The sequence below is a fragment of the Paenibacillus sp. FSL W7-1287 genome, from assembly GCF_038004245.1.
GTDB classification, from domain to species: Bacteria; Bacillota; Bacilli; order Paenibacillales; family Paenibacillaceae; genus Pristimantibacillus; species Pristimantibacillus camelliae.
On sequence record NZ_JBBORD010000001.1, the window covers coordinates 1,871,626 to 1,897,192 of the forward strand.

Below are 25,567 nucleotides of genomic sequence, written 5' to 3' on the forward strand. Positions count from 1 at the left end.
TAGCTTAAGGCAAGGGTGTCCATCGCGAGATGGAATCTGAAGGAAGCCAGCGGCAAATCTCCGGTCTGAGGGACACGAACTTCATACAAGGCTAGCGTACGTTGGATGAAGTTGCCGCACAAACTGAAGTCCATACTGCCGAAGGCGTACGAGAGTAAATGAAGCAGATAGATGGAGAGGAAGATAGCGTTCTTACCTGGGGAGATCTGTGCGGAATGCGAAGTGAACTTCGTAACCTTGCCCACGAGGGCGAGCTGAACGTACAGAAGTCAGCAGAGGTCATAGTACGCAGGCTGTTGCAACAGCTAGCGGAAGGACCGAACATGGAATAGGAATGAAGAATCTTGGCGTTCGAGGATGGGCGATGAAAGCAGACAATCCGAAAGGACTTATCTGAGGAAAGTAGCGGTGAATACGCGAGGGTACTCGGAAGGGCAGAGCTCATCAGCGGCACAAAGAGAAAGAATCATTCACGCAAGGGAGTTGTATCTAAGGATGATCGAAGAAATACTGTCACGAGAAAATATGCTATCGGCGCTAGCGAGGGTCGAAGCGAATAAAGGAAGCCACGGCGTAGATGGCATGTCGGTAAAAGATTTACGCAGACACCTCGTACAACATTGGCAAACCATTCGTGAAAGCATAAAGAAAGGAGCCTATGAACCGAGTCCAGTCCGTCGGGTCGAAATCCCGAAACCGAACGGTGGAACTCGGCTCTTAGGCATACCTACGGTGACAGATCGCCTCATTCAGCAAGCAATCATCCAAGTATTAACGCCTGTATTTGACCCAACGTTTTCCGAGCAAAGTTATGGATTTCGCCCACAACGGCGAGGGCATGATGCAGTAAGGAAAGCGCGAAGCTACATGGAAGAGGGATATCGCATTGTGGTAGACATCGACATGGAAAAATTCTTCGACCGAATCCATCACGACCGCTTAATGGCAAAGCTGGCGGAACGAGTGACAGACAAAATGGTGCTGAAACTTATTCGCGGCTATCTGCAAGCGGGAGTAATGGAAGGTGGTCTCGTTCAATCGACAACGGAAGGAGCCCCGCAAGGAGGTCCACTTAGTCCGTTATTATCGAATATCGTCCTAGACGAGCTGGATAAGGAACTGGAAAAGAGGAACCTCCGTTTCGTGAGATATGCCGACGACTGCAACATCTACGTGAAAACGTGGAAGGCAGGACAACGAGTGATGAGCTCCATTACTGCATTCATCGAAGGAAAACTGAAATTGAAGGTTAACCGAGAGAAAAGTGCGGTTGCCCGTCCATGGAAGCGCAAGTTTCTAGGGTTCACGTTCAGCTGGGAGAAGAAAAATCCGCGAATAAAGATCGCAAAGCCATCACTAGATCGAGTGAAAGCAAAGATTAAAGCGATCACCTCTCGGAGTGAGCCGATCCCGATCGAACTACGAATAAAGGAACTCAATCAATATCTTACAGGTTGGTGCGGTTATTATGCATTAGCCGATACGAAAAGTGTGTTCCAAGGGTTGGACGAATGGATAAGAAGAAGGCTTCGAATGTGTATATGGAAAGAATGGAAGCAGCCGAAGACAAAGGTCAGAAAACTGCTGTCGTTAGGCGTTTCGAAACAAAAGGCACATGAATGGGGAAATTCGAGGAAGAAATACTGGAGAATTGCATGTAGCCCGATTCTTCATCGGTCACTAGACAACCAATATTGGTCATCTCTTGGACTGAGAAGTTTAACGGACAGATATAATCACTTGCGGAATATGACATGAACCGCCGTGTACCGAACGGTATGCACGGTGGTGTGAGAGGACGGGGGCTAGCCGCCCCCTCCTACTCGATTTCGATCATGAGGAAGGCTCAAAAAAATATAGCTTCCCTTTGTCATTAACGTGCTGCTGTTGTACAATAGAAGTTAGGCTTATTGAATGTGTACGTTAGTAACGGAGGGTAATGAATGAAGTGGTATGAAATTACGATTGCAACAACAGAAATTGCAACGGAAATGATATCTAATTTTTTGCATGAGTCTGGCGCAGGAGGCGTATCAATCGAAGAGTCTGGTACATTGAACAAACCTCGTGATACGTCTTTTGGTCAATGGTACGATACACCGCTTAATGATATTCCAGAGGGTCAGGCCATCATAAAAGGGTACTTTTCTGAAGAGACGGACATGGAGCAGCTGATACATAATATTAAGCCTCGAGTTGAGGGTTTGCATGAATTCGGCATTGATCCAGGAAACGTTGAATATTCCTATATTGAGGTAGATGATGAAGATTGGGCGACGGCTTGGAAGGATTACTTTCATCCGATTCGCATAACTGACCGCATTACGATTAAACCGACATGGGAAAATTACGAGCCGGAAGATGGCGAGCTTATTATCGAGCTTGACCCAGGGATGGCGTTTGGTACAGGCACGCATCCTACGACCTCGTTATGTCTTAAGACGCTTGAAAACGTCATTAAGGGTGGAGAGGAAGTCATTGATGTCGGTACAGGTTCTGGTGTACTTGCGATTGGCGCAATGAAGCTTGGTGCAAAGCATGTACTTGCACTTGATCTCGATCCTGTTGCGGTTTCAAGTGCAACAGAAAACGTTAGCTTGAATGGTTTATCCGATAACGTCGATGTTCACTTAAGTGATCTGCTTGGTGTTCTGCGTCAAGACAGTGACAAGCTAGAGGCGCTTAAGGTAAAGCCGCCAGTTGACATTGTAGTGGCAAATATTTTAGCTGAGATCATTATGCTGTTTATTGATGACGTGTATGAAGCATTAAGGCCAGACGGCACCTATATCGCTTCAGGCATATGGAAAAACAAAGAAGATGTAGTGGAACAAGCTTTACAGGCAGCCGGGTTCATCATCGAGAATAAATTTAGAGATGAGGATTGGCTTGCATTTGTGGCTCGCAAGCCGAAGGTGGAGTAAATGGATCTAAATTCGATTTTAGCATTTCCTTTAGACGTACTACCTTTTATCGTCTTAGTATTGCTAATCCAATTTTCCGTTCATGAGTTTGCTCATGCTTATGCTGCATATAAATTTGGTGACGACACGGCCTATAGAGAAGGCCGTGTCACGCTTAACCCATTTGTACATCTAGATATTTTAGGCTTTGTTCTAATTCTTATTGCTGGGTTCGGCTGGGCAAAGCCCGTACCTGTTCGCGCTAGCAGGTTCAAAAATCCTCGCGCAATGAGTATCGTTGTTTCACTTGTAGGACCTTTAAGTAATTTGCTGCTCGGCATTATCTCAATCATCATTTATGTATTGCTAATTAAAACAGGATGGATATTTGCTGGGTCAGAGGGTGTCACTAGAGCTTTAGAGGTTTTCTTTAATTACATGATTTATTTTAGCTTTTTACTTTTCGTCTTTAATCTTATCCCATTGCCGCCATTGGATGGTTATCGCATCGTTGCAGAGCTATTACCATGGCAAACACGCTATAAGCTGGAGCAGAACGCGCATTGGGGAACGATCATTTTCTTATTGCTAGTCTTTATCCCACCGCTGCGCAGATATACGATAACACCTGTTTTGCAATTTGGCTGGGATTTATCCCACTTTATTTTTAATTGGTTTATGGCATTATTTTAAAGTATGCTAAAATATGAAACATGCTAGAATAGATAGGTACTAACCCTATAAGGAATGACAACTATGCAAAGATATTTTGTTGCTGCAAAGCAAATTCAAGGCAATCATATTGTAATCGATAATGATGATGCCCACCATATCATTCGAGTTATGCGTATGACGGAAGGCTCAGAGGTGATTGTAAGTGATGGAGAGTCCCGTACGGTCATTGCACGAATCGAGCAAGTAGAGGGCAAATCCGTTACCCTCTCTATTGTTGAAGAGCTGCCGCAGCGAGCTGAAGCCTCTTGGCGAGTAACGATCGCACAAGGTTTGCCCAAGGGGGATAAGATGGAGCTTATTATGCAAAAGTGCACAGAGATCGGTGCAGCAGGCTTTATCCCTTTTAGCTCAGAGCGCGTAATTGTGCAGTATGATCATAAAAAAGAAGCAAAACGGCTGGAACGCTGGTCTAAAATCGTAAAAGAAGCAGCAGAGCAAAGTCATAGAGATCGTATTCCGATGCTGCAGGAGCCAAAAAGCTGGAAGGAGCTGCTTAAGCTTATTCCAACGTATGACTTAGCGTTGTTCTGTTATGAGCGTGCTGGAGATGAAGGTCATGGCATCGGCTTAAAGGATGCGCTCCAGAAGTTTAAGCAGGCTGGCAATGTCAACACTGATAATAGCAATCCTTCCATACTGCTTATTGCGGGACCAGAAGGTGGCTTTGCTGAGCGTGAGGCTATGGAGGCTGAAGAAGCTGGGGCGTTATTAATCGGACTTGGCAGCCGAATATTGAGAGCAGAAACGGCAGGAATGGTTGGTTTATCCTGCATACTATATGAATCAGGCGAGATGGGAGGCGTGTGACCTAATGTCAACGGTCGCATTTTATACAGTAGGTTGTAAGGTTAATTTTTATGATACAGAAGCTATATGGCAAGTGTTTAAAGAGTCTGGCTATGAGCAGGTTGATTTTGAATCGAGCTCAGCAGATGTTTACTTAATTAATACATGTACCGTAACGAATACCGGTGACAAAAAGTCTCGTCAAATTATTCGACGCGCGATTCGCCGTAATCCAGATGCCATCATAGCGGTTACTGGCTGCTATGCGCAAACTTCACCCGCAGAAATTATGGCAATCGAAGGTGTTGACCTCGTAATCGGTACACAGGATCGCGACAAAATTATGACCTATGTGAAGCAAATTCAGGACGAGCGTCAGCCCGTCAATGCTGTGCGAAACATTATGAAAACTCGTAATTTTGAGGAGCTTAATGTTCCAAGCTTTACGGAGCGTACACGCGCATTTTTGAAAATTCAAGAAGGCTGCAACAACTTCTGTACGTTCTGTATTATTCCTTGGTCTCGCGGCCTATCCCGCAGTCGTGATCCACAAACGGTCGTAGAGCAAGCTAAGCAGCTTGTTGCATCTGGCTATAAGGAGATCGTTCTAACGGGAATTCATACAGGTGGCTATGGCGATGATATGGAGGATTATAACCTAACTCGTCTGCTGTGGGATCTGGATAAGGTTGAAGGCCTGGAGCGCATTCGAATTAGCTCCATCGAAGCGAGTCAAATTGACGACGCGATGATTGAGGTGCTGAACAAATCGTCGAAAATGTGCCGCCATCTGCATATTCCTCTTCAAGCAGGAGAAAACAGTGTGCTGAAGCGTATGAGACGTAAATATACAACGGAGCAATATGCTGAAAAAATTAGACGAATCAAGGAAGCGATGCCGGGTGTCGCGATTACAACGGATGTGATCGTAGGGTTCCCAGGAGAGACGGATGAGATGTTCGAGGAAGGCTATCGCTTTATGGAAGAGATCGGCTTTGCAGAAATGCACGTATTCCCTTATTCACGTCGTACTGGTACACCTGCTGCGCGTATGACTGATCAAGTTGATGAGGAAGTGAAGCATGAGCGTGTTCACAAGCTTATAGAGCTTTCCGAGAAGATGCAGCTTGATTATGCTAAGCGCTATGTTGGTGAGGTGCTAGACGTTATTCCTGAGCGCGAGCAAAAAGGAAACGAAGGCAATGGGTATATTATGGGCTACTCTGACAATTACATTTCTATCGTATTTGAAGGCTCAGAGGAGTTAATTGGTCAGCTTTGCCGTGTGAAAATTACGGAGGCTGGCGTGAATGAATGTCGTGGACAGCTAGTGCGTGTGTTGGATAGCCAAACACCTGCATTGAAAAAGGTTCATATTCCACGTATTGCTGCTGAGGCATAATGGATTGAATAAAAAAGTAAGAGGATTCTGTTGCAGTGCCGCTGGCATGCAGTAGAATCCTCTCCTGCTTTCAAATGAGTTATGCTACACTTGATCTAATCGAGAGAACCACTTTAGATAGCAGATCGGCAGCGCAATAACTGAGCAAATGACATTGAAAAGCGTCTGTGAATGAGCAATAGCAGAAGAGATCGAATCTGTCGTAAGCAGCACAGCAGCAGCTAATAGATCAATGAATGGATAGAAAAGCAACGCTCCACCAATATTGAGCAGTAAATGAGAAAGAGCGACAAATTGTCCGCCTCTCGTACCGCCGATAGAAGCAAGAATAGCGGTTGCACACGTGCCAATATTGCTGCCGAGAACGATAGCGATACAAAGCTCTAACGGAAGCGCATCAAGTGCTGCGATACCCATAATCATGGCAATAACTGCGGAGCTGCTATGAAAGCAAGCCGTAAGCACGGCTCCAGTCAATACACCCCATAGCAGCGTAGTCTGCGATTGCTGAACAAACCAATGGTACATGTTCGTTTCCATTAGTGTTGGTCCAATGCTTTGCATAACGGTAATACCAAGCAGCAGCATACCAAACCCGAATAAGACGACAGATACAGAGCGAATAATCGCGTTGCCACGCCAGTCGGCTAGAAGAGGAATGATTCGATACTCAGCAAGTAAAGTGGATATCGTCCAGAGCACAAACGATACTCCGATAATCGGCTTAGCTAGATGAAATATGTTTAATCCAATGAGCTCTGTCGTTAGACATGTACCGATATTCGTGCCGAGGATAATGCCTAGTGTACGGGAAAATGGAAGAAGTCGACTGTTAACAAGCCCTATAGATAAGGCAGTTACTGCAGTGCTGCTTTGTAAAAATGCAGTACTGGCCGTGCCTAGCAGTAATCCATGAAGTGGCGTTCGAGTAGACCGCTCCAGCAGTCCTAAAAAAGTCGGACCCGCAATTCGAAATAAAGCAAGCTCCATTAGCTTCATACCGCATAAAAATATAATAAAGCCGAGTAGGCTTGGGAGCGCTATACTTATAAACATTATGACTTCTCCTTTCCATTTCATGCTCGTCCTTATCTATAGCTATGCAGAGATAAGGACGAGCATGATTAAGCAGAGCATAAAGATAGCGAATAGCCATCGAGGCTTAATCAAATACAAGGAAGGTACAATATGGAAAACGCTAAGGTAACCTTAATTAAAGCACGAAAAAAACGAATCGAAGAAGGACATCCATGGGTGTACGCAAGCGAAATCGATAGCATCAATCGTTCTGATGCAGAGCCAGGATCAATCGTTGATGTTGTGACGAATCAAGGAAAATATCTAGCATCAGGCTATTGGAACCCAGCTTCACAAATTACAGTTCGAATTATTAGCTATACACCGATTAAAGCGATGGACGAAGCCTTTTTCGTTGAGCGGCTGCAGCGCTGCAAGCAGCACCGTGATCGATTCGTTGCCGACCGTGATTGTCGCCTTGTATATGGCGAAGCAGATTTTTTGCCTGGACTCATTGTGGATCGGTTTGCTGATGTGCTTGTACTGCAAATTCTAACGCTCGGGATGGATAAGCACCGAGATGCATTGCTAGAGGCGCTCATTGAGGTGTTCGAGCCTGCTGGGATTTATGAGCGCAGCGATGTCGGTGTACGCAAGCTTGAAGGCTTAGAGGAGCGTACAGGCGTATTGTACGGCGAATGTCCTTCAATCGTTGATATCGTTGAGAATGGCCTACAGATGGAGGTCGATATCGTACAGGGGCAAAAAACAGGCTATTTCTTTGACCAGCGTGAGAACCGTGCTTCGATTGAGCCGTTAATGACGGGATGGGGTGAACGCAGCGGAATTAAGCTGCAGACACTGGAGGATGGTCGGAAGGCACCAGTCAATCGTAATGGCAAAGAGGTAACCTTCCCTTTCTGGGATGGCGCCACTGTGCTGGAATGCTTTGCTCATACAGGCAGCTTTACGCTGCATGCTTGCAAGTATGGAGCTAAAAAGGTGACCTGCTTAGACGTATCAGAGCATGCCATTGAGACAGCTAAGCGTAATGTGGAGCGAAATGGCTTCACTGATCGAGTTGAATTCGTTGTAGCGGATGCATTCCGTTATTTGCGAGATCAAGTGAGCGGCCTAGAGGAGCGTAGACTTCGTGCCATCGGTGCGGTTGATACGTCGAAAAAATTAGTACAGGAAGGACGCACATGGGATGTCGTCATTCTTGATCCTCCCGCATTTGCCAAAACACGCTCAGCTGTAGAAGGTGCAAAGCGCGGCTATAAAGACATCAACCTGCAAGGGCTGAAGCTCGTAAACGAGGGCGGTTATCTTGTTACGGCGAGCTGCTCCTATCATATGCGCCCAGAGCTGTTTTTGGAGGCTATAGCGGATGCAGCGAAGGATGCAGGTAAGCTGCTGCGTCTTATTGAATGGCGTGCTGCTGGCAAGGACCATCCACAAATTCTAGGTGTGAATGAAAGCCATTATTTGAAGTTTGCCATATTTGAAGTAACCTCGAAACGATAATACATCTCGCTATGTACGCGATGTATTCGAATAATAGAATCAAGATTATTACAGAACCAAGCAATGGAAAGGGGGAAGCGTCATGTCGATTAAATTTATTCTTGGGAGAGCAGGAAGCGGGAAAACGACAACCTGCCTTGAGCAAATTAGACAGGAGCTGCGCAGTGCGCCGATCGGTCCTCCCCTTATTCTGCTAACACCCGAGCAGGCATCGTTTCAGATGGAGTATGAGCTGCTGACAAACAGTGAGCTTAAGGGAATGCTTCGTGCCCAGGCATTAAGCTTTCGACGACTGGCATTTCGCGTCATGCAGGAAACGGGCGGAACGGCTCTTGTTCCCATAACCGATACTGGTAAGCAAATGCTGCTCTATAAGCTGGTGCATCGCTATGCGGAGGAGCTGCAGCTCTTCCGATCTAGTGAGCTTCAGGCTGGATTCATCGAACGGTTGAATAGCATGCTTACGGAATGGAAGCGATATGGCATTGCTGCGGAAGACATTTCTGTGCTAGCTGATCAGCTAGCACCACAGTCAGAAGAGAGCACTGGTATATTACAGAAGAAGCTTCACGATCTCGCCTTGCTCTATAGGATGATGGAGCGTGAGCTTGCGAATAAATATGTCGATGCAGAGGATTATTTATCAATGCTCGTTAGCGGCCTGCCAGAAGCGCAATCGATGAAGGGCTTTAAGCTGTGGGTGGACGGCTTTCACGGTCTAACTCCGACCGAATATGAAGCACTAGGTGCGCTCCTTGCTCATTGCGATGATGTTACGATCGCGTTGACGCTTGATCGACATTACGAGCTGGATGAACCGCTTGATGAGCTGAATCTATTCTATCAAACAGCGGAAACCTATCAAACGATTCTACAGCTTGCAGAGCATTATGGTATTGAGGTAGAGGCACCGCTTATTCTTGATGGAAGCAATGGACGTTTCTCGGGCAATAAAGAGCTCTCCTTCTTAGAGCAGTTCTACGGAAAGCGAAGACGCTATGAACCTGCTGACAATGAAGAAAGCAGCGTTACACTTCATGCTGCTGCCAACCGAAGGGTTGAGGTGGAAGGACTAGCAAGAGAGCTTATTAAACAGGTCAGAGATGATGGGTATCGCTGGCGTGATGTCGCTATTCTTGTTCGTAATCTAGCAGATTATAGCGATTATATAGAGTTAATATTTAAGCAATACGAGATTCCTGTGTTTATGGATCAAAAGCAGAAGACCTTATACCATCCGTTCGTGGAGTTTATTCGTGCTGCGCTGGAAACGACCGTACACGGCTGGCAATACGATGCGGTATTCCGCCTAATTAAGACAGAGATGCTTTTTCCGCATGATGATTCTATGCCGCGCGAATGGTTTGATATATTAGAAAACTATGTGCTGGCAACAGGAATTAATGGCTGGAAATGGCTCGATGAACGTACATGGCGCCCAATGGCTCAGGTATCCCTTGATGAAGAGGAGGATACTGCTTATTTTGTCTCTGAGCAAGCGAAGGAGCAGCTAGCAATCTCTCTAGCTGCAAGAAATAGAATCGTTCCACCGCTTGAAGCATTCGGAAAAAAGCTTCATTCCTCATCTGCAACGGTGAAGGATATGTGTATTGCGCTTTATGAGCTGTTAGATATTACAGGTGCAGCTCAGCGTCTAGAGGCTTGGAGCATGAAGGAGCAGGAGCGAGGCAATTTGCTTATGGCGCGTACGCATCGTCAGCTGTGGTCGAATGTCATTAGCGTGCTGGACGAGCTCGTTGAGCTTGCAGGCGACGAGCTCGTTACTCCTGCCTTATTCATGGGTATGCTAGAGGCTGGTCTTGATGCGCTGTCGTTAGCTTCGATACCGCCTAGCTTAGATGGTGTTGTCGTAGGTACTCTAGAGCGCTCGAGGCTTGCAAACGTCAAGTCAGTGTTCGTGCTTGGTGTGTCTGATGGCGTACTGCCGATGCGCATGAATGAGGATGGGATTCTTTCGGAGGATGAGCGGGAGCAGCTACAGGAGCAAGGAATAAGGATGGCGCCTAGTGCTCGTCGCAAGCTGCTTGATGAGCGGTTTGTTATCTATCAAATGCTTACTAAGGCATCTGATCGCCTTACGCTGAGCTATCCGCTTGCTGATGAAGAGGGGAAAGGTATGCTGCCCTCAGAGGTTATTCGCCAGCTTCGATACCAGCTGCCGCATGCTGTACTAAAGTCTACTCTTGTGGAGCCAAAGCTTGAGATGAGCATGGAGGATCAGAGACAATTTCTAACCCATCCGAACACTGCGATGACGTATTTGATTAATATGCTAAGACAGTGGCAATCGGGTGATGAGCTACCAGAGCTATGGTGGGATTTGTTTAACTGGTACGCTGCACGGCCTGAATATGCTGCTAAGCTACAATCGCTGCTTCTATCGTTAGATTATAGCAATGTGGAGCAGCCACTAAGCATTGATATTGCGAGGGAGCTGTATGGGGCGAATATGCGGATGAGTGTATCCCGCGTTGAACGCTTCGTATCGTGTCCATTCCAGCATTTCTCCATATATGGCCTGCGCCTGAAGGAAAGAAAGCAATACAAGCTAGATGCGCCAGATATGGGTCAACTGTTCCATGCTGCGCTTGGCAAGCTTGCAGGTCAGCTTGGAGCCAGCTGGGGACGATTATCTCAGCAAAAGGTGAAGCAACACGTGAATGAAATTGTGGATGAGCTAATTCCGAGGCTGCAATCCGAAATTTTGCTGAGCAGCGAGCGATTCCGCTATATTGCGCGCAAGCTGAAGGAGATTATTATGCAGGCTGCTGTCATTCTCGGGGAGCATGCCGCACGAGCTGAGTTTCATCCGGTTGGTGCCGAGATAGACTTTGGTCCGAAAGGCGTCATGCCAGGACTAAAGCTTGAGCTTGATAACGGAAATACGATTGAGATCGTTGGACGAATTGATCGTGTCGATGCCGCATCTACTGGAGATGGGTTGCTGCTACGAGTGATGGACTATAAGTCTAGCAGCAAGGCGTTGAAGCTTGAAGAGGTAGTTGAGGGTTTATCCCTGCAAATGCTGACTTATTTGGATGTGCTAATGACGCATGGGGAAAGCTGGCTAAAGCAAAAGGTATCGCCCGCTGGCGTACTATATTTTCATGTGCACAATCCGCTGCTTCAGGTGAAGAATGGAGTAGGTCATGATGAGGCCTCAGCGTTAATGCTGAAGCGTTATAAGATGAAGGGGCTGCTAACGGCAGATACAACGGCAGTGCGGATGATGGATACGGAGCTGGAAAGCGGCTACTCGCAAATTATTCCCGTCGCACTTAAGAAAGACGAGAGCTTCTATTCAAGTGCGTCCGTTGTTAGCTATGAGCAATGGGAGCAGCTAAGTAGCTTCGTACGTTCTAAAATAAAAAGAACAGGTGATCAGATCCAAGAAGGCTGTGTCTCCATCGAGCCTTATCAGCACGGAGATCGTACACCTTGCCAATATTGTGAATATAAAGCAGTGTGCCAGTTTGATCCTACACTGGAAGGTAATACGTATCGCAAGCTTTCCAAGAAATCAGAGCAGGATGTATGGCAGCAGTTGGGAGAGTGAAGGAAATGAGTGGACAATTGAACACAGCACCAGCTTGGAGCGATGAGCAGCTAGATGCGATCGTTTCTGAAGGCTCCAATTTGCTCGTTGCAGCAGCGGCAGGGTCAGGTAAAACAGCGGTGCTCGTTGAGCGCATTATACGCAAAATTGCCTCAAGCACAGATGTAGACCGTTTGCTCGTTGCAACCTTTACAAACGCTGCAGCGGCAGAGATGAAGGATCGGATTAAAATTGCACTTGAGCGGAAGCTGGAAGAACAGCCAGACTCCGATCACCTCCGCAGGCAGCTTGCATTGATGGGAAAAGCGACGATTACGACACTCCATTCTTTTTGTATGGATGTTATTCGCAAATATTACTCGCTTATCGAGCTTGATCCAGGCTTCCGAATCGCGAACGAAACCGAGATTGAGCTCATTCGAAGTGATGTGCTAAGTGAGCTGTTTGAGGAAAGATACGCGAAGCTTGAGCAATACGGTGATTTCTTAATGCTCGTAGATGCATTTGGGGGCGAGCGTGGCGATGATCCTGTATTTGGTCTCGTGGAACGGTTGTATTTGTTCTCACGTTCCCATCCTTGGCCTGAGCAGTGGTTAAAGGAGACAGCAGAAGCATTTCGTATAGGAAGTGTAGATGAGCTTGAGCAATCAGCATGGGTAGCACAGCTTATTGGTGATGTGGAGCTAAAGCTGGAGGGAGCTATTGCAAGCTTTCAGCAAGCGCTGGAGCTCACACGAAAGCCTGCTGGCCCATATGCCTATGCATCAACATTTGAAAGTGATATTGAGCTTGTAAAGCGTCTTATCGCTCAGCTGCGTCAGCTGCCTTGGCGAGAATGGGGTACATGCTTTGAACAAATTGAGTTCTCGAAGCTGGCCGCATTACGCGGCAAGGAGCATGACAAGGAGCTGCAGGAGCTGGCCAAGGACTACCGTGAACAAGGGAAAGCAGCTGTGCTTAGCATTGCCTCAGACTATTTCGGTAGAACTCCTGAGCAATACGCACAGGAGCTTATGTCCCTTGCACCATTGATGGATGCGCTCGTTGCGCTCATTATTGACTTTAGTCATGCGTTCGAGCAGCAGAAACGAGCGAAGGGATTGCTGGACTTTGGTGATCTTGAGCATTATTGCCTAGCGATATTGCTTGATCCGCGCTCCTCTCAGGATGAGCTCATTCCGTCGCAGGCAGCAATGGACTATCAGCGGCAATTTGAAGAGATATTACTTGATGAATATCAGGATACGAACTTAGTTCAAGAGACGATTGTTGCACTAATTAGCAGAAGGGATGTCGGTAATCGCTTTATGGTTGGCGATGTTAAGCAAAGCATTTATCGCTTCCGCTTAGCCGACCCAGGACTTTTTCTAGATAAATATAAGCGCTATGGACGAACTTTAGATCCCGACCCTTATGCTGGTAAGCGAATTGACCTAGCTCGAAACTTCCGAAGCAGGCTAGAGGTCGTGGACGCCGTTAATAAGGTATTCAGAGCCATTATGAAGGAGAAGGTAGCTGAGCTAACCTATGACGAATCGGCAGAGCTGGTACATGGTGCAGCGTACTTTCCCCCTCCGGAATCATTGGCACAGTGCCGCGTGCAGTGCATCGTGATCGACCGAGAGGATCGTGAGGCTGATTATGAGGTTGCTGTAGAGGAAGTGGAAGATAACCAGCAGCAGGCAGAGCAGCTGCGTGAGGAGCTGAACACAGCGCAGCTCGAAGCGAAGGTGATCGTGACCGAGCTACAGCGGCTTAAACAGGACGGTGCACTCGTCTATGATGCCAAGCAGGCGCGTTATCGCCCAATGCAGTGGCGAGACACAGTGATACTGCTTAGGGCAACATCAGCTTGGGCTCCTGTGTTTCTAGAGGAGCTGCAAAAGGCTGATATTCCGGCTTACTCCAGCATTGGCAGCGGATATTTTGAAGCGGTAGAAGTGCAGACGATGCTAAGCGTGCTGCAAATTATTGATAACCCTTATCAGGATATACCACTTGCAGGAGCGCTGCGCTCTCCGTTGTTCAAGCTTACCGCAGAAGAGCTTTCGCTTATACGAATCTTAGCAATGGATGCAAGCTTTTACGATGCTGTCGTTCTTGCTGCAGGGAATGAGGAGTTCTCCTTCGAAGGAAGAATGAAGCTTTCATATTTTCTTGAGAAGCTGGATCAGTGGCGCAATTATGCACGAGAAGGCGCACTTGCTGATTTGTTATGGTTAATCTATGAGGAAACCGGCTACTACGACTTCGTTGGTGGGTTACCTGCGGGTGTACAGCGTCAAGCGAACCTGCGTGCCTTGCACGATCGTGCTAGGCAGTATGAGGCGACTTCGTTTCGCGGCTTGTTCCGCTTTTTGAAGTTTATTGAGCGCATGCGTGCTAGCGGCAATGATCTTGGTACTGCGCTTGCGATTGGCGAAGGCGAGGATGTCGTTCGAATAATGACGACGCATGCGAGCAAAGGACTTGAATTTCCGGTCGTATTCGCAGCTGGGCTAGGCAAGAAGTTTAATGAGCAGGACTTGACCTCCAGCTTCCTGTACCACAAGGAGCTCGGCTTCGGTCCCAAGTATGTAGACCTCGCGTTAAGAACGAGTTACCCATCATTAACTCATATCGCAATCAAACGAGCGATGAAGATGGAGCTGCTCGCTGAGGAAATGCGTATCTTGTATGTTGCACTGACGCGGCCGAAAGAGAAGCTGTATTTAGTTGGCACAACCGCTAAGCTTAGCAAGAAGCTAATGAAGTGGAGCTTTGCCTCAGAAGAGGACGGTTCATTAACAGAGGCAAGCGTTGCAGCAGCTGCATGTTACCTTGATTGGATTGGTCCGCTGATTAGTACAAGCCTGGAGCAATCGATGATGGCTGAACCTACAAACAGGGAGTGTCATACGGCTGACGGCTGGATCGTAGAAGCCATACCTGCAGCTGAGCTGTCCGTTGTCAAGGTAGAAGCAGAAGAAGCAAAAGCAGAAAGTGAGCTTGAGCGACAGGATCGACTTCGCGCAATTCAAGCACTTGCTCAGCTAGAGGGCATAGAACCTGATGAACAGCTACGTATGCAGCTGGAATATCGTTATCCGTACGAGGAAGCGACGAGATTAGGCTCCAAGGCATCTATTACGGAAATGAAACGGATGCGCTCAGCGTTCGAGGAAGAAGAAAGCGATGACTATATGTTTGCGTCAGCTGAAGGCAATGGTACTGGCGATAAACAGAAGGGATCTGAAGCACACGAAGCAGAAGAAGCACAGGAAGCTTTTGAAGTTCAAACGCAGCAGGCAGATGCTTCCTATACGCTGCATCTTCAGCGCCCTGCATTCATGGAGCAGAAGCAGCTTACACCAACGGAACGGGGTTCTGTGAACCATCTTGTGATGCAGTGTATTCCGCTCGATCAAGCCATTGTTATTAATGAGTCTGTCATCAAAGAAACAATTGATGGAATGGTTGCACGACGTATGATTACACCGCTGCAGCAGCAGGCGATCCATGTTAAGGCGATTGAACAGCTGTTCCAATCAGAGCTCGGTCAGCGCATCCAGTTTGCTGCATGGCTGAAGCGGGAGCTGCCGTTCGCATTTTTGCTGCCAGCTGTAGATGTGTATCGTGATAAGGCTGGCTATAGTGCGGATGAGGATGTATTTATCCAAGGGGTTATTGACTGCTTATTTGAGGACTCGCAAGGACTCGTACTCGTCGATTATAAGACTGATCGCATCTATCGAAACAACTGGGAGCAGAAAGCGGAGGAGCATCGATTCCAGCTTGAAATGTATGCAAGAGGCTTGGAAATGATCCTTCACCGTAAAGTTGATGAAATCTACGTCTTTTTCTTTGATGGCGGTGTCTCTGTTCGGTTATAATGGTAATAATTTCATAGCTGGAGGGGAAGTTGTGACAGAGCAGAAAAAAAGCAATCATGAGTCCGGGCAGCAAAAAAAACCGATAGCCCTTGCAGTCGTACTCGTATTGCTCGTAATTAGTTTAATTTTTGTTATTATGTACGCATCAAAAAGCATTGGCTATCAGCAGGAAATTCAAGTAGCGACAGGTAAGGAAATTGTCGAGCATTTTAAGGCCTTGGATAAAGAGCTTGCCTACGCAGATCAAAGCGCAGCCCATTTAATAGCTCGTTCAGACAGCTGGAATGAAGATACTGCCGAGATTAGTCTGCATGCGAGCTATATACTCGAGGATATTAATGAGAGTTTAGCCGCATTGCTTAGCATCGGAAAAGAGATTGATGCTGCGCGTTTTGAGGGTGTGACGGAGGATGAATGGACAAGCTGGACAGCTAAGCAATATGATTTCCTGCAGCTGTTATCTACGTCTGAAGCGATAACCGCAGAACAGACTGAAGAGCTGAAGCAACTGCAAGCGAACATTCAGCAGCTGCAAAGCATCGTACAGCAATTTAATTTCAAGCTAGAGGGCAATCGAAATGCGATGATACGGTTGGCTGCAGGGTTTGATTGGACAGGCATCGCTGAACAACTTCAAGGGGTCGTTCAATAAGTCCGGCTTTGATGACGATGCTTAGCGTTGCAGATTACTCGGCGGCGAATATGGCACGCTACCGAAACTTTCGATGCTCACGTACCCAAAACGTACGCTGCGCTTCTCAGTTTCTAGTATCGTGTCATCTTCTTGGTCCTGAAAGCCGAACTTATTGAACCTCATTGGAAGGGGTCGTTCAATAAGCTCGGCTTTGATGACGATGTATTGCTTTGTGGCTTAGTCGGCGGCGAATATGGGGTTCAACCGAAAACTACGTTGCTCACGTACCAGTAACGTACGCTGCGCTTCTTGTTTTCTACTAGCGTGCGATATTCTTGGTCCTTGCTTTTTGAACCTGAACCAATATGTAGTAAACTAGTAAAGTAAGCTTATTATGTTGATACGGAGGTTTGTGAGATGGATTGCTTGTTTTGTAAGATCATTGAAGGGACAATTCCTTCTACAAAGGTGTATGAGAATGAGCATGTGCTAGCTTTCCAGGATATCGCTCCAGCAGCGCCTACGCACATTTTGATTATCCCGAAAAAGCATATAGCGACGATGAATGATGTTACACGTGAGGATGATACTGCGATTGCAGAAATCTTTGCTGCTGCTCGCCATATTGCCAAAGAACAAGGGTTTGACGAGGCAGGATACCGATTAATTAACAACTGTAATTCGGATGGAGGACAGGTTGTTTATCATCTGCATTTTCATTTGCTGGCGGGTAAAAAACTGGGTGCTCTACTCTCTGAATAAAACGTTATTGTTCAAGTTGACACAGACTCGTAATTTGACTTATAATTAAGGTTGATTAACCGTGTTATAACTCTGGACGGTCTGTTTCGGAGGGAGGGAAAACTGGTGTCTGAAATTAAAGTTCGTAAAAATGAAACTATTGATGCTGCGCTTCGCCGCTTTAAGCGTTCCACTGCTAAGGATGGTATCTTGGCAGAGGTTAAGAAACGTAAGCACTACGAAAAGCCTAGTGTTAAGCGTAAGAAAAAGTCCGAGGCTGCGCGTAAGAGAAAGTTTTAGGAGGATAATTCCATAATGAACCTGAGCGATAGATTGACCGACGATATGAAGCAAGCAATGAAGGATAAGGACAAGTTTAGACTATCTACCATACGTATGGTACGTGCGTCAGTACTGAACTTAGAAAAGGATCTTCGCCGCTCGCTTGACGAAAATGAGATGCTTGATATATTAAGTCGAGAGATCAAACAACGTAAAGATTCCCTCCAAGAATTTAAAAAGGCTGGTCGTGAAGACCTAGTCGAAAATCTTGCAGCAGAAATTGATATTATTAGTAAATACCTTCCCGAACAGCTCACTGAAGAAGAGATTCAAGAGATAGTAAGGCAGACCATCCAAGAACTCGGTGCTTCTTCCAAAGCCGACATGGGGAAAGTGATGGGCGCCCTGATGCCGAAAACAAAAGGTCGCGCAGACGGTAAACTAGTAAACCAAATTGTACAGCAATTTCTGCAATAGAATACGTGCGGACACAAAACACCCTTCGGGGTGTTTTTTTGTATCTACTTCAAATCGCGCTATCATCCATTAATAAATGATCTCATTCCCCCTGTAGACTATTCGTTATGATATAATAAATGAAACAGCCCGTTATCACATACGTATAATAGTAAAGCAGAAAGGAGGCGGAAAAATATGAAATCGACAGATAGGATGAATTTTACTACGGTTATGAGAAGGCTTGTCAGTTTGCTTCTGCTTATCGCAATAATGATCTTAGTGCCAACGACGCTTTTCGCTGAAAGCAAGGAAGCTCAAAAAGGATATGGTCCAGCGGTTGTGCATATTGCGCTTAAAGGCGATGTGGACCCTGCAATGGTAAAGTATCTTACACGCGCATTGGGTGAAGCGGAAGAGGCACATGCAGAGCATATTATTATGACATTGAATACATATGGCGGAAGAACGGATTCGGCTGCTGATATTGGCGAGTTGCTTCGAGCTTCATCCATACCAGTAACCGCATTTATTGAAGGTAAGGCAGTATCCGCTGGTACATATATTGCGCTGAATGCAGATACAATTGTAATGCAGGAAGGCAGTACGATGGGAAGCGCGGCCGTAGTAGATGGTTCGGGTAAGCTGATTGAAAATCCGAAGATCATTAGCTTCTGGGTTGATCAGATGAGTGAAGCTGCCAAGCTGAACGGACGTGATCCTAACGTTGCCATCGCAATGGTTGATCCGAGAATTGAAGTGGATCTTACTAGCTCGCTTGGCAAGGTTGTAGCGGTAGGAGATGTGCTCGCACTATCTGCATCAGATGCGGAGCGTATTGGTTATTCTGAGCATACAGCATCGACCTTAGAAGAAGTTAAAGCGTGGCTTGGTTATAGTGAACGAGATCTCATAGAAGTGGAGATAAGCTTTGCAGAGCAGTTATCTAAATTTATTCTACATCCTGTCGTTTCTGTCATACTTCTAATTATCGGCCTTGCTGGAATAGGGATTGAAATTTTCGTTCCTGGATTCGGTTTGCCTGGTATTTTAGGTGTGCTAGCAATGGGTCTATATTTCTTTGGTTCCTATATAGGAGGGCTCGCTGGTATGGAATCTGCTGTACTATTTATTGTCGGAATTTTATTAGTTGTTTTAGAATTGATTGTCCCTGCGTTTGGTATACTGGGTATATTGGGAGGAGGTGCCATTATTACTGGCATTATACTTGCTGCTCCAACTTGGCAAACAGGCTTAGTATCGATTATCATCGCGCTTGTTATCGCCACCGTTGTCATTATTATTTTTTCACGCACGAAAAAAGGAAGAACTACCTGGAGTAAATTTGTGCTGCGTGAGAAGCTGACTACCGAGGAAGGCTTTATTTCTGCAGAGCAGAAAACATCGCTTGTCGGTCAGCACGGCGTTACGGTAACACCGCTTCGCCCAGCAGGTACTGCTCTAATTAACAATCAGCGTGTTGACGTTGTTACAGAAGGTGGATTTATTGAAAACAAACGTCCTGTCATTGTTGTAAAGGCTGAGGGTACTTGGGTTGTTGTAAGAGAACTATCATCAAATGAAAAAGAATAGGGAGGTTTTTTTATGGCTTTAGATCCTCAATTGGTTACGATTGCCGTAATCATACTAGCTGTAATTGTATTTTTTGTTTTGTTGAGCTTTTTCCCAGTTATGCTGTGGATTTCTGCATTAGCATCGGGGGTAAAGATCGGAATTATTACACTGTTTGCGATGAAGCTTCGTCGTGTAACACCTAGTCGAATTGTTAATCCGTTGATTAAAGCAACAAAAGCTGGTCTTGGCGTATCGATTAATCAGCTGGAAACGCACTACTTAGCAGGTGGTAATGTAGACCGAGTAGTTAACGCACTTATTGCAGCTCAACGTGCGAACATCCCATTGATTTTTGAACGTGCAGCTGCGATCGATCTTGCAGGACGCGATGTTCTACAAGCGGTGCAAATGAGTGTTAACCCACGAGTTATTGAAACAACATCAGTCTCTGCTGTTGCAAAAGATGGTATCGAAGTAAAAGTTATGGCACGCGTAACTGTACGTGCGAATTTGGATCGTCTAGTCGGTGGTGCCGGTGAGGATACGATCATTGCCCGTATCGGGGAAGGGATTGTATCAACAGTTGGTAGCTCAACTTCCCATAAGGATGTTCTTGAGAACCCAGATAATATTTCACGTACAGTACTAGAAAAAGGATTGGATGCTGGTACAGCATTCGAGATTCTGTCAATCGATATTGCAGACGTTGATGTTGGTAAAAATATTGGTGCACATCTACAAACTGAGCAGGCAGAAGCAGATAAAAACATCGCTCAAGCGAAAGCGGAAGAGCGTCGTGCGATGGCTGTAGCTAAGGAGCAGGAAAATAAAGCGAAAGTCGTTGAGATGGAAGCGCTCGTTGTTGAAGCGGAATCTAAGGTTCCACTTGCTATGGCAGATGCACTGCGTAGTGGTAAAATTGGAGTACTAGATTACTTGAACATGAAGAATATTGAAGCTGATACTTCCATGCGTGAATCAATCGGAGATCCAAACGATCAAAATCCAAATAAATAACCTCGATATCGGATATGATCATCGATCAATGATCCTATACTGATAGGAGGTGAGCCTAATGGGTATCTTTGATCTTATTTTTGACAATATTTACGTCGTTGTTGTCGTGCTTTTCTTTTTGTTTAAGTTTATGGGGAACTTCTCCGGTAACAAAAAACAAACAGGAATGCCAACGTTTGGTGGTGATCAGCCAAATCAGTGGGATGATAACGAGCTCGAGACTGAGCCATCACCCTCTTACAATAGAGAGCCAGCGCCAGTAACAGGTCATATTGATACAACTTCTCCACCAAGAGCTAGGCAGCGTGAAGTGGAGAGAGTTAACTATCCATCAGAGCCTACTGCCCGATCGTTTGAGGATATTAAACGAGAACAGCAGCGTAGGCAGGAGCTCGCCCAGAAGCGTGTCGCTGCGGCTCAGAAGCTGATGGAGGCTCCTGCAAAGTCCGCTCAGCTCGGAACGAAAGATCTACGTGAGGCTGTCATCTGGAGTGAAATTCTAGGAAAACCGCGAGCGAAGCGTCCATATCGAAGCAGATAAAACACTAATCTACAACAAAATATATTAAAAAAGAGGCTGGGACAAAACTAGCTTCTCATAAACAAAACAGGGATGAAATCGATTCAGATTTCATCCCTGTTGCATATTGCTTGTTACTTATGGGTGAAAACTTACGTCCTCACCGCATACTTTCTCAAGTTAACAGCCAATAATGCTAGACCAATATCATATTCGACTTTAGATTTCCCTCGAAGCATAAAACGAGTGAAACCTAAATTAGCCTTCAAGAAGGCAAAAACTGGCTCTACGTCAATTTTTCGTTGGCGGTAGAGCTTGTTTGTTTTGTCTTCTGAAAGCTTCTCTCTCACATAGGCTTTTTGCTGCTCCCATGTTTCATTGATCATGAGCGTACGATTCGTTCCCTCTTGTGCTTTGGTGCAGGTAGAACGGAATGGACAGTCGGTACAATCCTCACACTCATACAACTTGAATTGACGTGTAAAGCCTGATCGATCTCTTCGTGTCACCTTGCGCTGAAACCATAGTTTCTTTTCATTCGGGCATAGATAGACATCTTGCTCCGCATCGTATACCCAGTTACTCGTTTGGAAAGGGTCTGTCTTGAATCTTCTTTTTTGCTCGTTCAAGTAATGAGCATACGTGAGCAGAGGTGTACGGTTGATCTTCGTTAAAATATGATCATAATTTTGTTCACTGCCATAGCCTGCATCCGCAACAATATGTTGAGGTAATTCAAAGTATTCTTCTTCAATGGTATGTAGGAATGGAATCAACGTTTTTGTATCGGTTGGGTTAGGGAAAATGCCATAGGCCAACGTGTATTGCCCTTCGGTTGCAATTTGGACGTTGTAACCAGGCTTGAGTTGTCCGTTTTTCATGTAGTCGTCTTTCATACGCATGAAGGTGGCATCATGATCTGTTTTAGAATAGCTGTTGCGTGCACCTAAAATGTCTAGATCCTTTTCATATTTTTGTTTACGTCCAATCCATTCTCGAACCTGCTTGACCATTTGCTTAGGCGTTTTACGTTGACGGCGTAGCTGCTTACGCTCAGCGACGTCCTCTGTATGAGCGATGGTTTGTGTATAGTCCTCTACAACTTCCTCTAGTTTTTCTGCAATTTCTCGCAGTTGTTCATTGGAAAGCTGCTCATCCTGTTCACGAGCCATTTCAGGAATGATCTTGTTGTTCAGCAGTTCATTGTAGAGCTGATTGGATTGTTCAATGAGTCTACGGTGATGCTTTTCGATGGCTTTTTTCCAAACGAATGTAAACTTATTCGCATTGGCTTCGATCTTTGTACCGTCAATAAAAATAGCCTCCTGATCAATGAGCCTTTCTTCAACTAATTGACAACGAAACTGAATAAAACATTGACGGATAAGAGTTTTCATTTCGGGATGAATACGAAAACGATTAATGGTGCGGTAGCTAGGCTCATACCCTTGGGCTAACCACATCATACGAATGCTGTCCTTCGTTAATGCTTCGATTTTTCGACCTGAAAAAGCAGACTGAGTATAGCCGCATAAAATAAGTTTGAGCATCATGCGTGGATGATAAGCTGGACAACCTGAATGACGAAGAAATGAAGCAAAGGCTTCATCTGGAATAGTTTCTACAAGATGATGGATATGAAACGCAATGTCGTTTTCTTGTAATTTAACTTCTAAATCTAGAGGCAAAACTAATTGATTCATGTTATAATCTTTAAACATAAGGAACACCTTTCCTGTTGGATTTGTTTTGTGGTGATTCAATTTTAACAGATGGTGTTCTTTTTGTATTTAAAAATATTAAAGCCGTTGAAATTTTACTCGTCGTAAAATTTCAACGGCTTTCTTTGTTTGTTAGGGCTGGGTTTTGTCCCAGCCTCTTTTTTGTCGTATTTTTTAGTTTCAATTGGATTGTATGCTGCACAATTGGCATTCACTCGGAGTTGCTTTGATTTTCTCATAATTGGCTAATTTAGCGCATACGTTGATAGAGTATGGAAGCGGCATGGATGTCACTGGTTTTGGAAAGGGGAGCTAACATCAATGGGTCGTATGAAACGCAAACTTCACAAGCTGACGGCGTCCTGGCTTGATATGCCGCAGGATGTTGTATTTGAATTGCCAAGATTAACGCTGATTGGCGATCGCCAGTTATATATTGAGAATCATCGTGGTGTTATTAACTTTACAGAAGAGGTGCTTCGATTATCGCTTAGCAAGGGAGAGCTTGAGGTACGTGGCCGTGAGCTCATTATTCGAACGATATGGACGGATGAGGTATTTGTTGAAGGGATTATTACAGGTATAGAGCTGTTTCCTTAAAATGTTAGAGGAGGAATTGTTATGCGTCAATCGTTTATGGAATGGTTAAAAGGTACGGTTGAGGTTGAGCTGCGGGGCGGTCAAATCGCTCAGTTTCTCAACCAAGCTACAAGAGACAAGCTTGAATTGTTTAATATCCGCTGGTCAGGCTCACAATGCGTGCGTTTTGAAATTAGTGTTGAGCAGTATTTTTTACTCCGAAAATATGTACGAGCCTCTGGTGGTAAGATAAAGGTGATGAGTAAAAAAGGCTTTCCATTTCTGCTGTCGATCATGGAGAAAAGACTATGGTTTACGATAGGCATTGGAATATTTTTTACGGTCATCTTTTTACTGTCGTCACTTGTTTGGTCTATCGACATTGCAGGCAATAAACGAATTCCGAATGATGTCATCTTAGCTGCTGCAAAAACAGAAGGTCTGTACCGCTATCAATGGTCCTTCAGGCTTCAGGATACGGATGTGCTGTCCAAAAAACTTGTAAATTCGATTCCAGGTACAACTTGGATAGGCGTTGAAAAGGTTGGTACGAAAGTTAATATTCAGGTTGTAGAGTCGACAAATCCCGATGCGAGGGAGCTCAACAGTCCAAGACATCTAGTTGCATCAAACGATGCAGTGATCACTTACATTATTGCCGAGCAAGGAAAGCCTCTTGTACGTAAAAATAATCGAGTGAAGAAAGGTGATATGCTCATTTCAGGTATAATTGGAAGTGAGGCTCACTCTGACATCGTTGTGGCGAAAGGTACAGTGAAAGGCTTAGTATGGTATGAATACGAGGTGAGTGCGCCGTTAACACAAAAATATCGTGTGCTTACAGGAGAGCGTCAGTCACGCTCCTATATCGTCCTAGGAAATCGTGCGTTACAGATTAGTGGCTTTAATCAAGAGCCTTATGAAAAATCTGAAACGGTGACGACAACGGATATGCTAACGATCGGGAATTTCTCTTTGCCTATAGGTAAGATGAAGGAGCTTGAACAAGAAGCTGCATTCGAGCAACGTGAGTTGACGACAGAGCAAGCTAGAGAAGAGAGTCTTCAGCAAGCAAGGCTACGAATTTTGGCACATGCGGGCGAAGAAGCTGAAATTGTTAGTGAAATTGTTTTGCATGAAGCGACAGAGAATGGTAAAGTGATAATGAAAGTTCTTTACGAAGTAAACCAGTCGATTACGAAGGAACAACCAATAGTCCATATGCAGGGAGATTGAGTATTGTTGCAGAATGAATTGAAAACAGTAAAGATTCCAGTCCTAAATACAGCTGAAGCTTTAGCAGTTTTTGGACCACAAGATAAGTTTTTACGTATAATTGAAGAGAGAGTTGATGCAAAGGTCAGCTCACGAGATGCAGAAATTACAATTAGCGGACCAGCTCAGCAGGTCGATTCCTTAGAGCAGCTGTATGAGGTATTGCTGCAGCTTGTTCGAGAAGGCTATACACCTTCTGAACGCGATATTACGTATGCTCTTGATCTTGCGCTGAAGATGCAAGCTGAAGAGCTGCTGGACCTATTCAAAAAGCCTATTGCTACGACCTATCGTGGAAAGAAGATATTAGTGAAAACGATTGGGCAGCGTCACTATGTTAAGCTCATTCGTAAACAAGATATCGTATTTGGAATTGGACCAGCGGGTACAGGTAAAACCTATCTAGCCGTTGTGCTTGCTGTAACGGCGTTGAAAGAAAACTTAGTCAAACGTATTATATTAACGCGGCCAGCTGTCGAAGCTGGAGAAAACCTAGGGTTTTTACCGGGAGATTTACAAGAGAAGGTAGACCCTTACTTGAGACCGTTATACGATGCGCTTCATGATGTGCTTGGTGCAGAGCAAACGGTTAAAGCAATTGAAAGAGGCATCATTGAAATTGCCCCACTTGCTTATATGCGTGGCAGAACACTGGACGATGCGTTTATCATATTGGATGAGGCACAAAATACGACGCCAGAGCAAATGAAAATGTTTTTAACACGTTTGGGCTTTGGATCCAAAATGGTTATTACAGGTGACGTAACTCAGATCGATTTACCTCGAGGTAAAAACTCTGGATTAATTGAAGCTAAACGTATTTTGAGTGAGATTGATGAGATAGGAATGATGATCTTTTCAGAGCAGGATGTCGTACGCCATTCCCTTGTCCAAAAAATCATCATGGCTTATGATCGTGATGTGGAATCAAGATCATAGCTCAACGAA

At 45.4% G+C, this 25,567-nt stretch carries 20 protein-coding genes and 1 pseudogene; 19 read left to right on the forward strand and 2 right to left on the reverse strand.

Annotated elements, in window-relative coordinates:
• The first annotated feature begins 158 nt into the window (after positions 1 to 158).
• From NSQ99_RS08355 to mtaB, 6 genes are all read left to right on the forward strand, one after another.
• Complete coding sequence (locus tag NSQ99_RS08355; protein ID WP_251671621.1) at positions 159 to 332, forward strand: hypothetical protein; 174 nt, start codon at positions 159 to 161, stop codon at positions 330 to 332.
• A 163-nt stretch (positions 333 to 495) separates the two neighbouring features.
• On the forward strand, positions 496 to 1,758 hold the full coding sequence (ltrA, locus tag NSQ99_RS08360) for a group II intron reverse transcriptase/maturase (protein WP_340836153.1): 1,263 nt from the start codon (positions 496 to 498) through the stop codon (positions 1,756 to 1,758).
• Positions 1,759 to 1,943: 185 nt separating this feature from the next.
• Positions 1,944 to 2,924, forward strand: a complete 981-nt coding sequence (gene prmA, locus NSQ99_RS08365; RefSeq protein ID WP_340836156.1) for a 50S ribosomal protein L11 methyltransferase — start codon at positions 1,944 to 1,946, stop codon at positions 2,922 to 2,924.
• Complete coding sequence (locus tag NSQ99_RS08370; RefSeq protein WP_340836157.1) at positions 2,925 to 3,596, forward strand: site-2 protease family protein; 672 nt, start codon at positions 2,925 to 2,927, stop codon at positions 3,594 to 3,596. It abuts the gene before it with no gap.
• Between the two features lie 63 nt (positions 3,597 to 3,659).
• On the forward strand, positions 3,660 to 4,445 hold the full coding sequence (locus NSQ99_RS08375; protein WP_251666766.1) for an RsmE family RNA methyltransferase: 786 nt from the start codon (positions 3,660 to 3,662) through the stop codon (positions 4,443 to 4,445).
• Between the two features lie 4 nt (positions 4,446 to 4,449).
• Positions 4,450 to 5,826, forward strand: a complete 1,377-nt coding sequence (mtaB, locus tag NSQ99_RS08380; RefSeq protein WP_251666765.1) for a tRNA (N(6)-L-threonylcarbamoyladenosine(37)-C(2))-methylthiotransferase MtaB — start codon at positions 4,450 to 4,452, stop codon at positions 5,824 to 5,826.
• 84 nt (positions 5,827 to 5,910) lie between these two features.
• On the opposite strand, the gene NSQ99_RS08385 is transcribed toward mtaB, so the two are convergent.
• Positions 5,911 to 6,882: a Na/Pi cotransporter family protein gene (locus NSQ99_RS08385; protein WP_340836158.1), complete on the reverse strand. Its 972-nt coding sequence runs from the start codon at positions 6,880 to 6,882 to the stop codon at positions 5,911 to 5,913.
• A gap of 132 nt (positions 6,883 to 7,014) precedes the next feature.
• On the opposite strand from NSQ99_RS08385, the gene NSQ99_RS08390 reads away from it, so the two are divergent.
• The 10 genes from NSQ99_RS08390 to NSQ99_RS08435 all read left to right on the forward strand — a co-directional run bounded on the left by NSQ99_RS08390 (position 7,015) and on the right by NSQ99_RS08435 (position 21,065).
• On the forward strand, positions 7,015 to 8,370 hold the full coding sequence (locus NSQ99_RS08390) for a class I SAM-dependent rRNA methyltransferase (RefSeq protein ID WP_340836160.1): 1,356 nt from the start codon (positions 7,015 to 7,017) through the stop codon (positions 8,368 to 8,370).
• 82 nt (positions 8,371 to 8,452) lie between these two features.
• A complete protein-coding gene (gene addB, locus NSQ99_RS08395) occupies positions 8,453 to 11,947 on the forward strand; it encodes a helicase-exonuclease AddAB subunit AddB (protein WP_340836161.1) in 3,495 nt (1,164 codons plus the stop codon).
• Positions 11,926 to 15,819 (forward strand): helicase-exonuclease AddAB subunit AddA, encoded by a 3,894-nt coding sequence (gene addA / locus NSQ99_RS08400; protein WP_340836162.1) that lies wholly within the window; start codon positions 11,926 to 11,928, stop codon positions 15,817 to 15,819. The genes addB and addA overlap by 22 nt, the downstream gene beginning before the upstream one ends.
• A gap of 31 nt (positions 15,820 to 15,850) precedes the next feature.
• Positions 15,851 to 16,471 carry a hypothetical protein gene (locus tag NSQ99_RS08405; protein ID WP_340836163.1) on the forward strand — a complete coding sequence of 207 codons (621 nt, stop codon included), beginning with the start codon at positions 15,851 to 15,853 and terminating at the stop codon, positions 16,469 to 16,471.
• Positions 16,472 to 16,870: 399 nt separating this feature from the next.
• Positions 16,871 to 17,215: a histidine triad nucleotide-binding protein gene (locus NSQ99_RS08410; protein ID WP_251666758.1), complete on the forward strand. Its 345-nt coding sequence runs from the start codon at positions 16,871 to 16,873 to the stop codon at positions 17,213 to 17,215.
• 105 nt (positions 17,216 to 17,320) lie between these two features.
• Positions 17,321 to 17,494 carry a 30S ribosomal protein S21 gene (gene rpsU / locus NSQ99_RS08415; protein WP_251666757.1) on the forward strand — a complete coding sequence of 58 codons (174 nt, stop codon included), beginning with the start codon at positions 17,321 to 17,323 and terminating at the stop codon, positions 17,492 to 17,494.
• A 15-nt stretch (positions 17,495 to 17,509) separates the two neighbouring features.
• A complete protein-coding gene (locus NSQ99_RS08420) occupies positions 17,510 to 17,953 on the forward strand; it encodes a GatB/YqeY domain-containing protein (protein WP_251666756.1) in 444 nt (147 codons plus the stop codon).
• A 177-nt stretch (positions 17,954 to 18,130) separates the two neighbouring features.
• The gene (locus NSQ99_RS08425) at positions 18,131 to 19,525 is read left to right on the forward strand and encodes an NfeD family protein (RefSeq protein ID WP_340836168.1); all 1,395 of its coding nucleotides are present in this window, start codon (positions 18,131 to 18,133) and stop codon (positions 19,523 to 19,525) included.
• A 12-nt stretch (positions 19,526 to 19,537) separates the two neighbouring features.
• Positions 19,538 to 20,524, forward strand: a complete 987-nt coding sequence (gene floA, locus NSQ99_RS08430; protein ID WP_251666754.1) for a flotillin-like protein FloA — start codon at positions 19,538 to 19,540, stop codon at positions 20,522 to 20,524.
• 58 nt (positions 20,525 to 20,582) lie between these two features.
• Positions 20,583 to 21,065 (forward strand): hypothetical protein, encoded by a 483-nt coding sequence (locus NSQ99_RS08435; protein WP_340836170.1) that lies wholly within the window; start codon positions 20,583 to 20,585, stop codon positions 21,063 to 21,065.
• Between the two features lie 146 nt (positions 21,066 to 21,211).
• Here NSQ99_RS08435 and NSQ99_RS08440 read toward each other — a convergent pair.
• Positions 21,212 to 22,765, reverse strand: a pseudogene (locus NSQ99_RS08440) (IS1182 family transposase); the annotation flags it as partial.
• Between the two features lie 321 nt (positions 22,766 to 23,086).
• Here NSQ99_RS08440 and yqfC point away from each other — a divergent pair.
• From yqfC to NSQ99_RS08455, 3 genes are read left to right on the forward strand one after another with little or no spacing between them, the layout of a single operon-like run.
• Positions 23,087 to 23,365: a sporulation protein YqfC gene (yqfC, locus tag NSQ99_RS08445; protein WP_251666752.1), complete on the forward strand. Its 279-nt coding sequence runs from the start codon at positions 23,087 to 23,089 to the stop codon at positions 23,363 to 23,365.
• A gap of 21 nt (positions 23,366 to 23,386) precedes the next feature.
• A complete protein-coding gene (gene yqfD / locus NSQ99_RS08450; protein ID WP_340836173.1) occupies positions 23,387 to 24,580 on the forward strand; it encodes a sporulation protein YqfD in 1,194 nt (397 codons plus the stop codon).
• A gap of 6 nt (positions 24,581 to 24,586) precedes the next feature.
• Complete coding sequence (locus NSQ99_RS08455; RefSeq protein ID WP_340838765.1) at positions 24,587 to 25,558, forward strand: PhoH family protein; 972 nt, start codon at positions 24,587 to 24,589, stop codon at positions 25,556 to 25,558.
• The last annotated feature ends 9 nt before the right edge of the window (positions 25,559 to 25,567 follow it).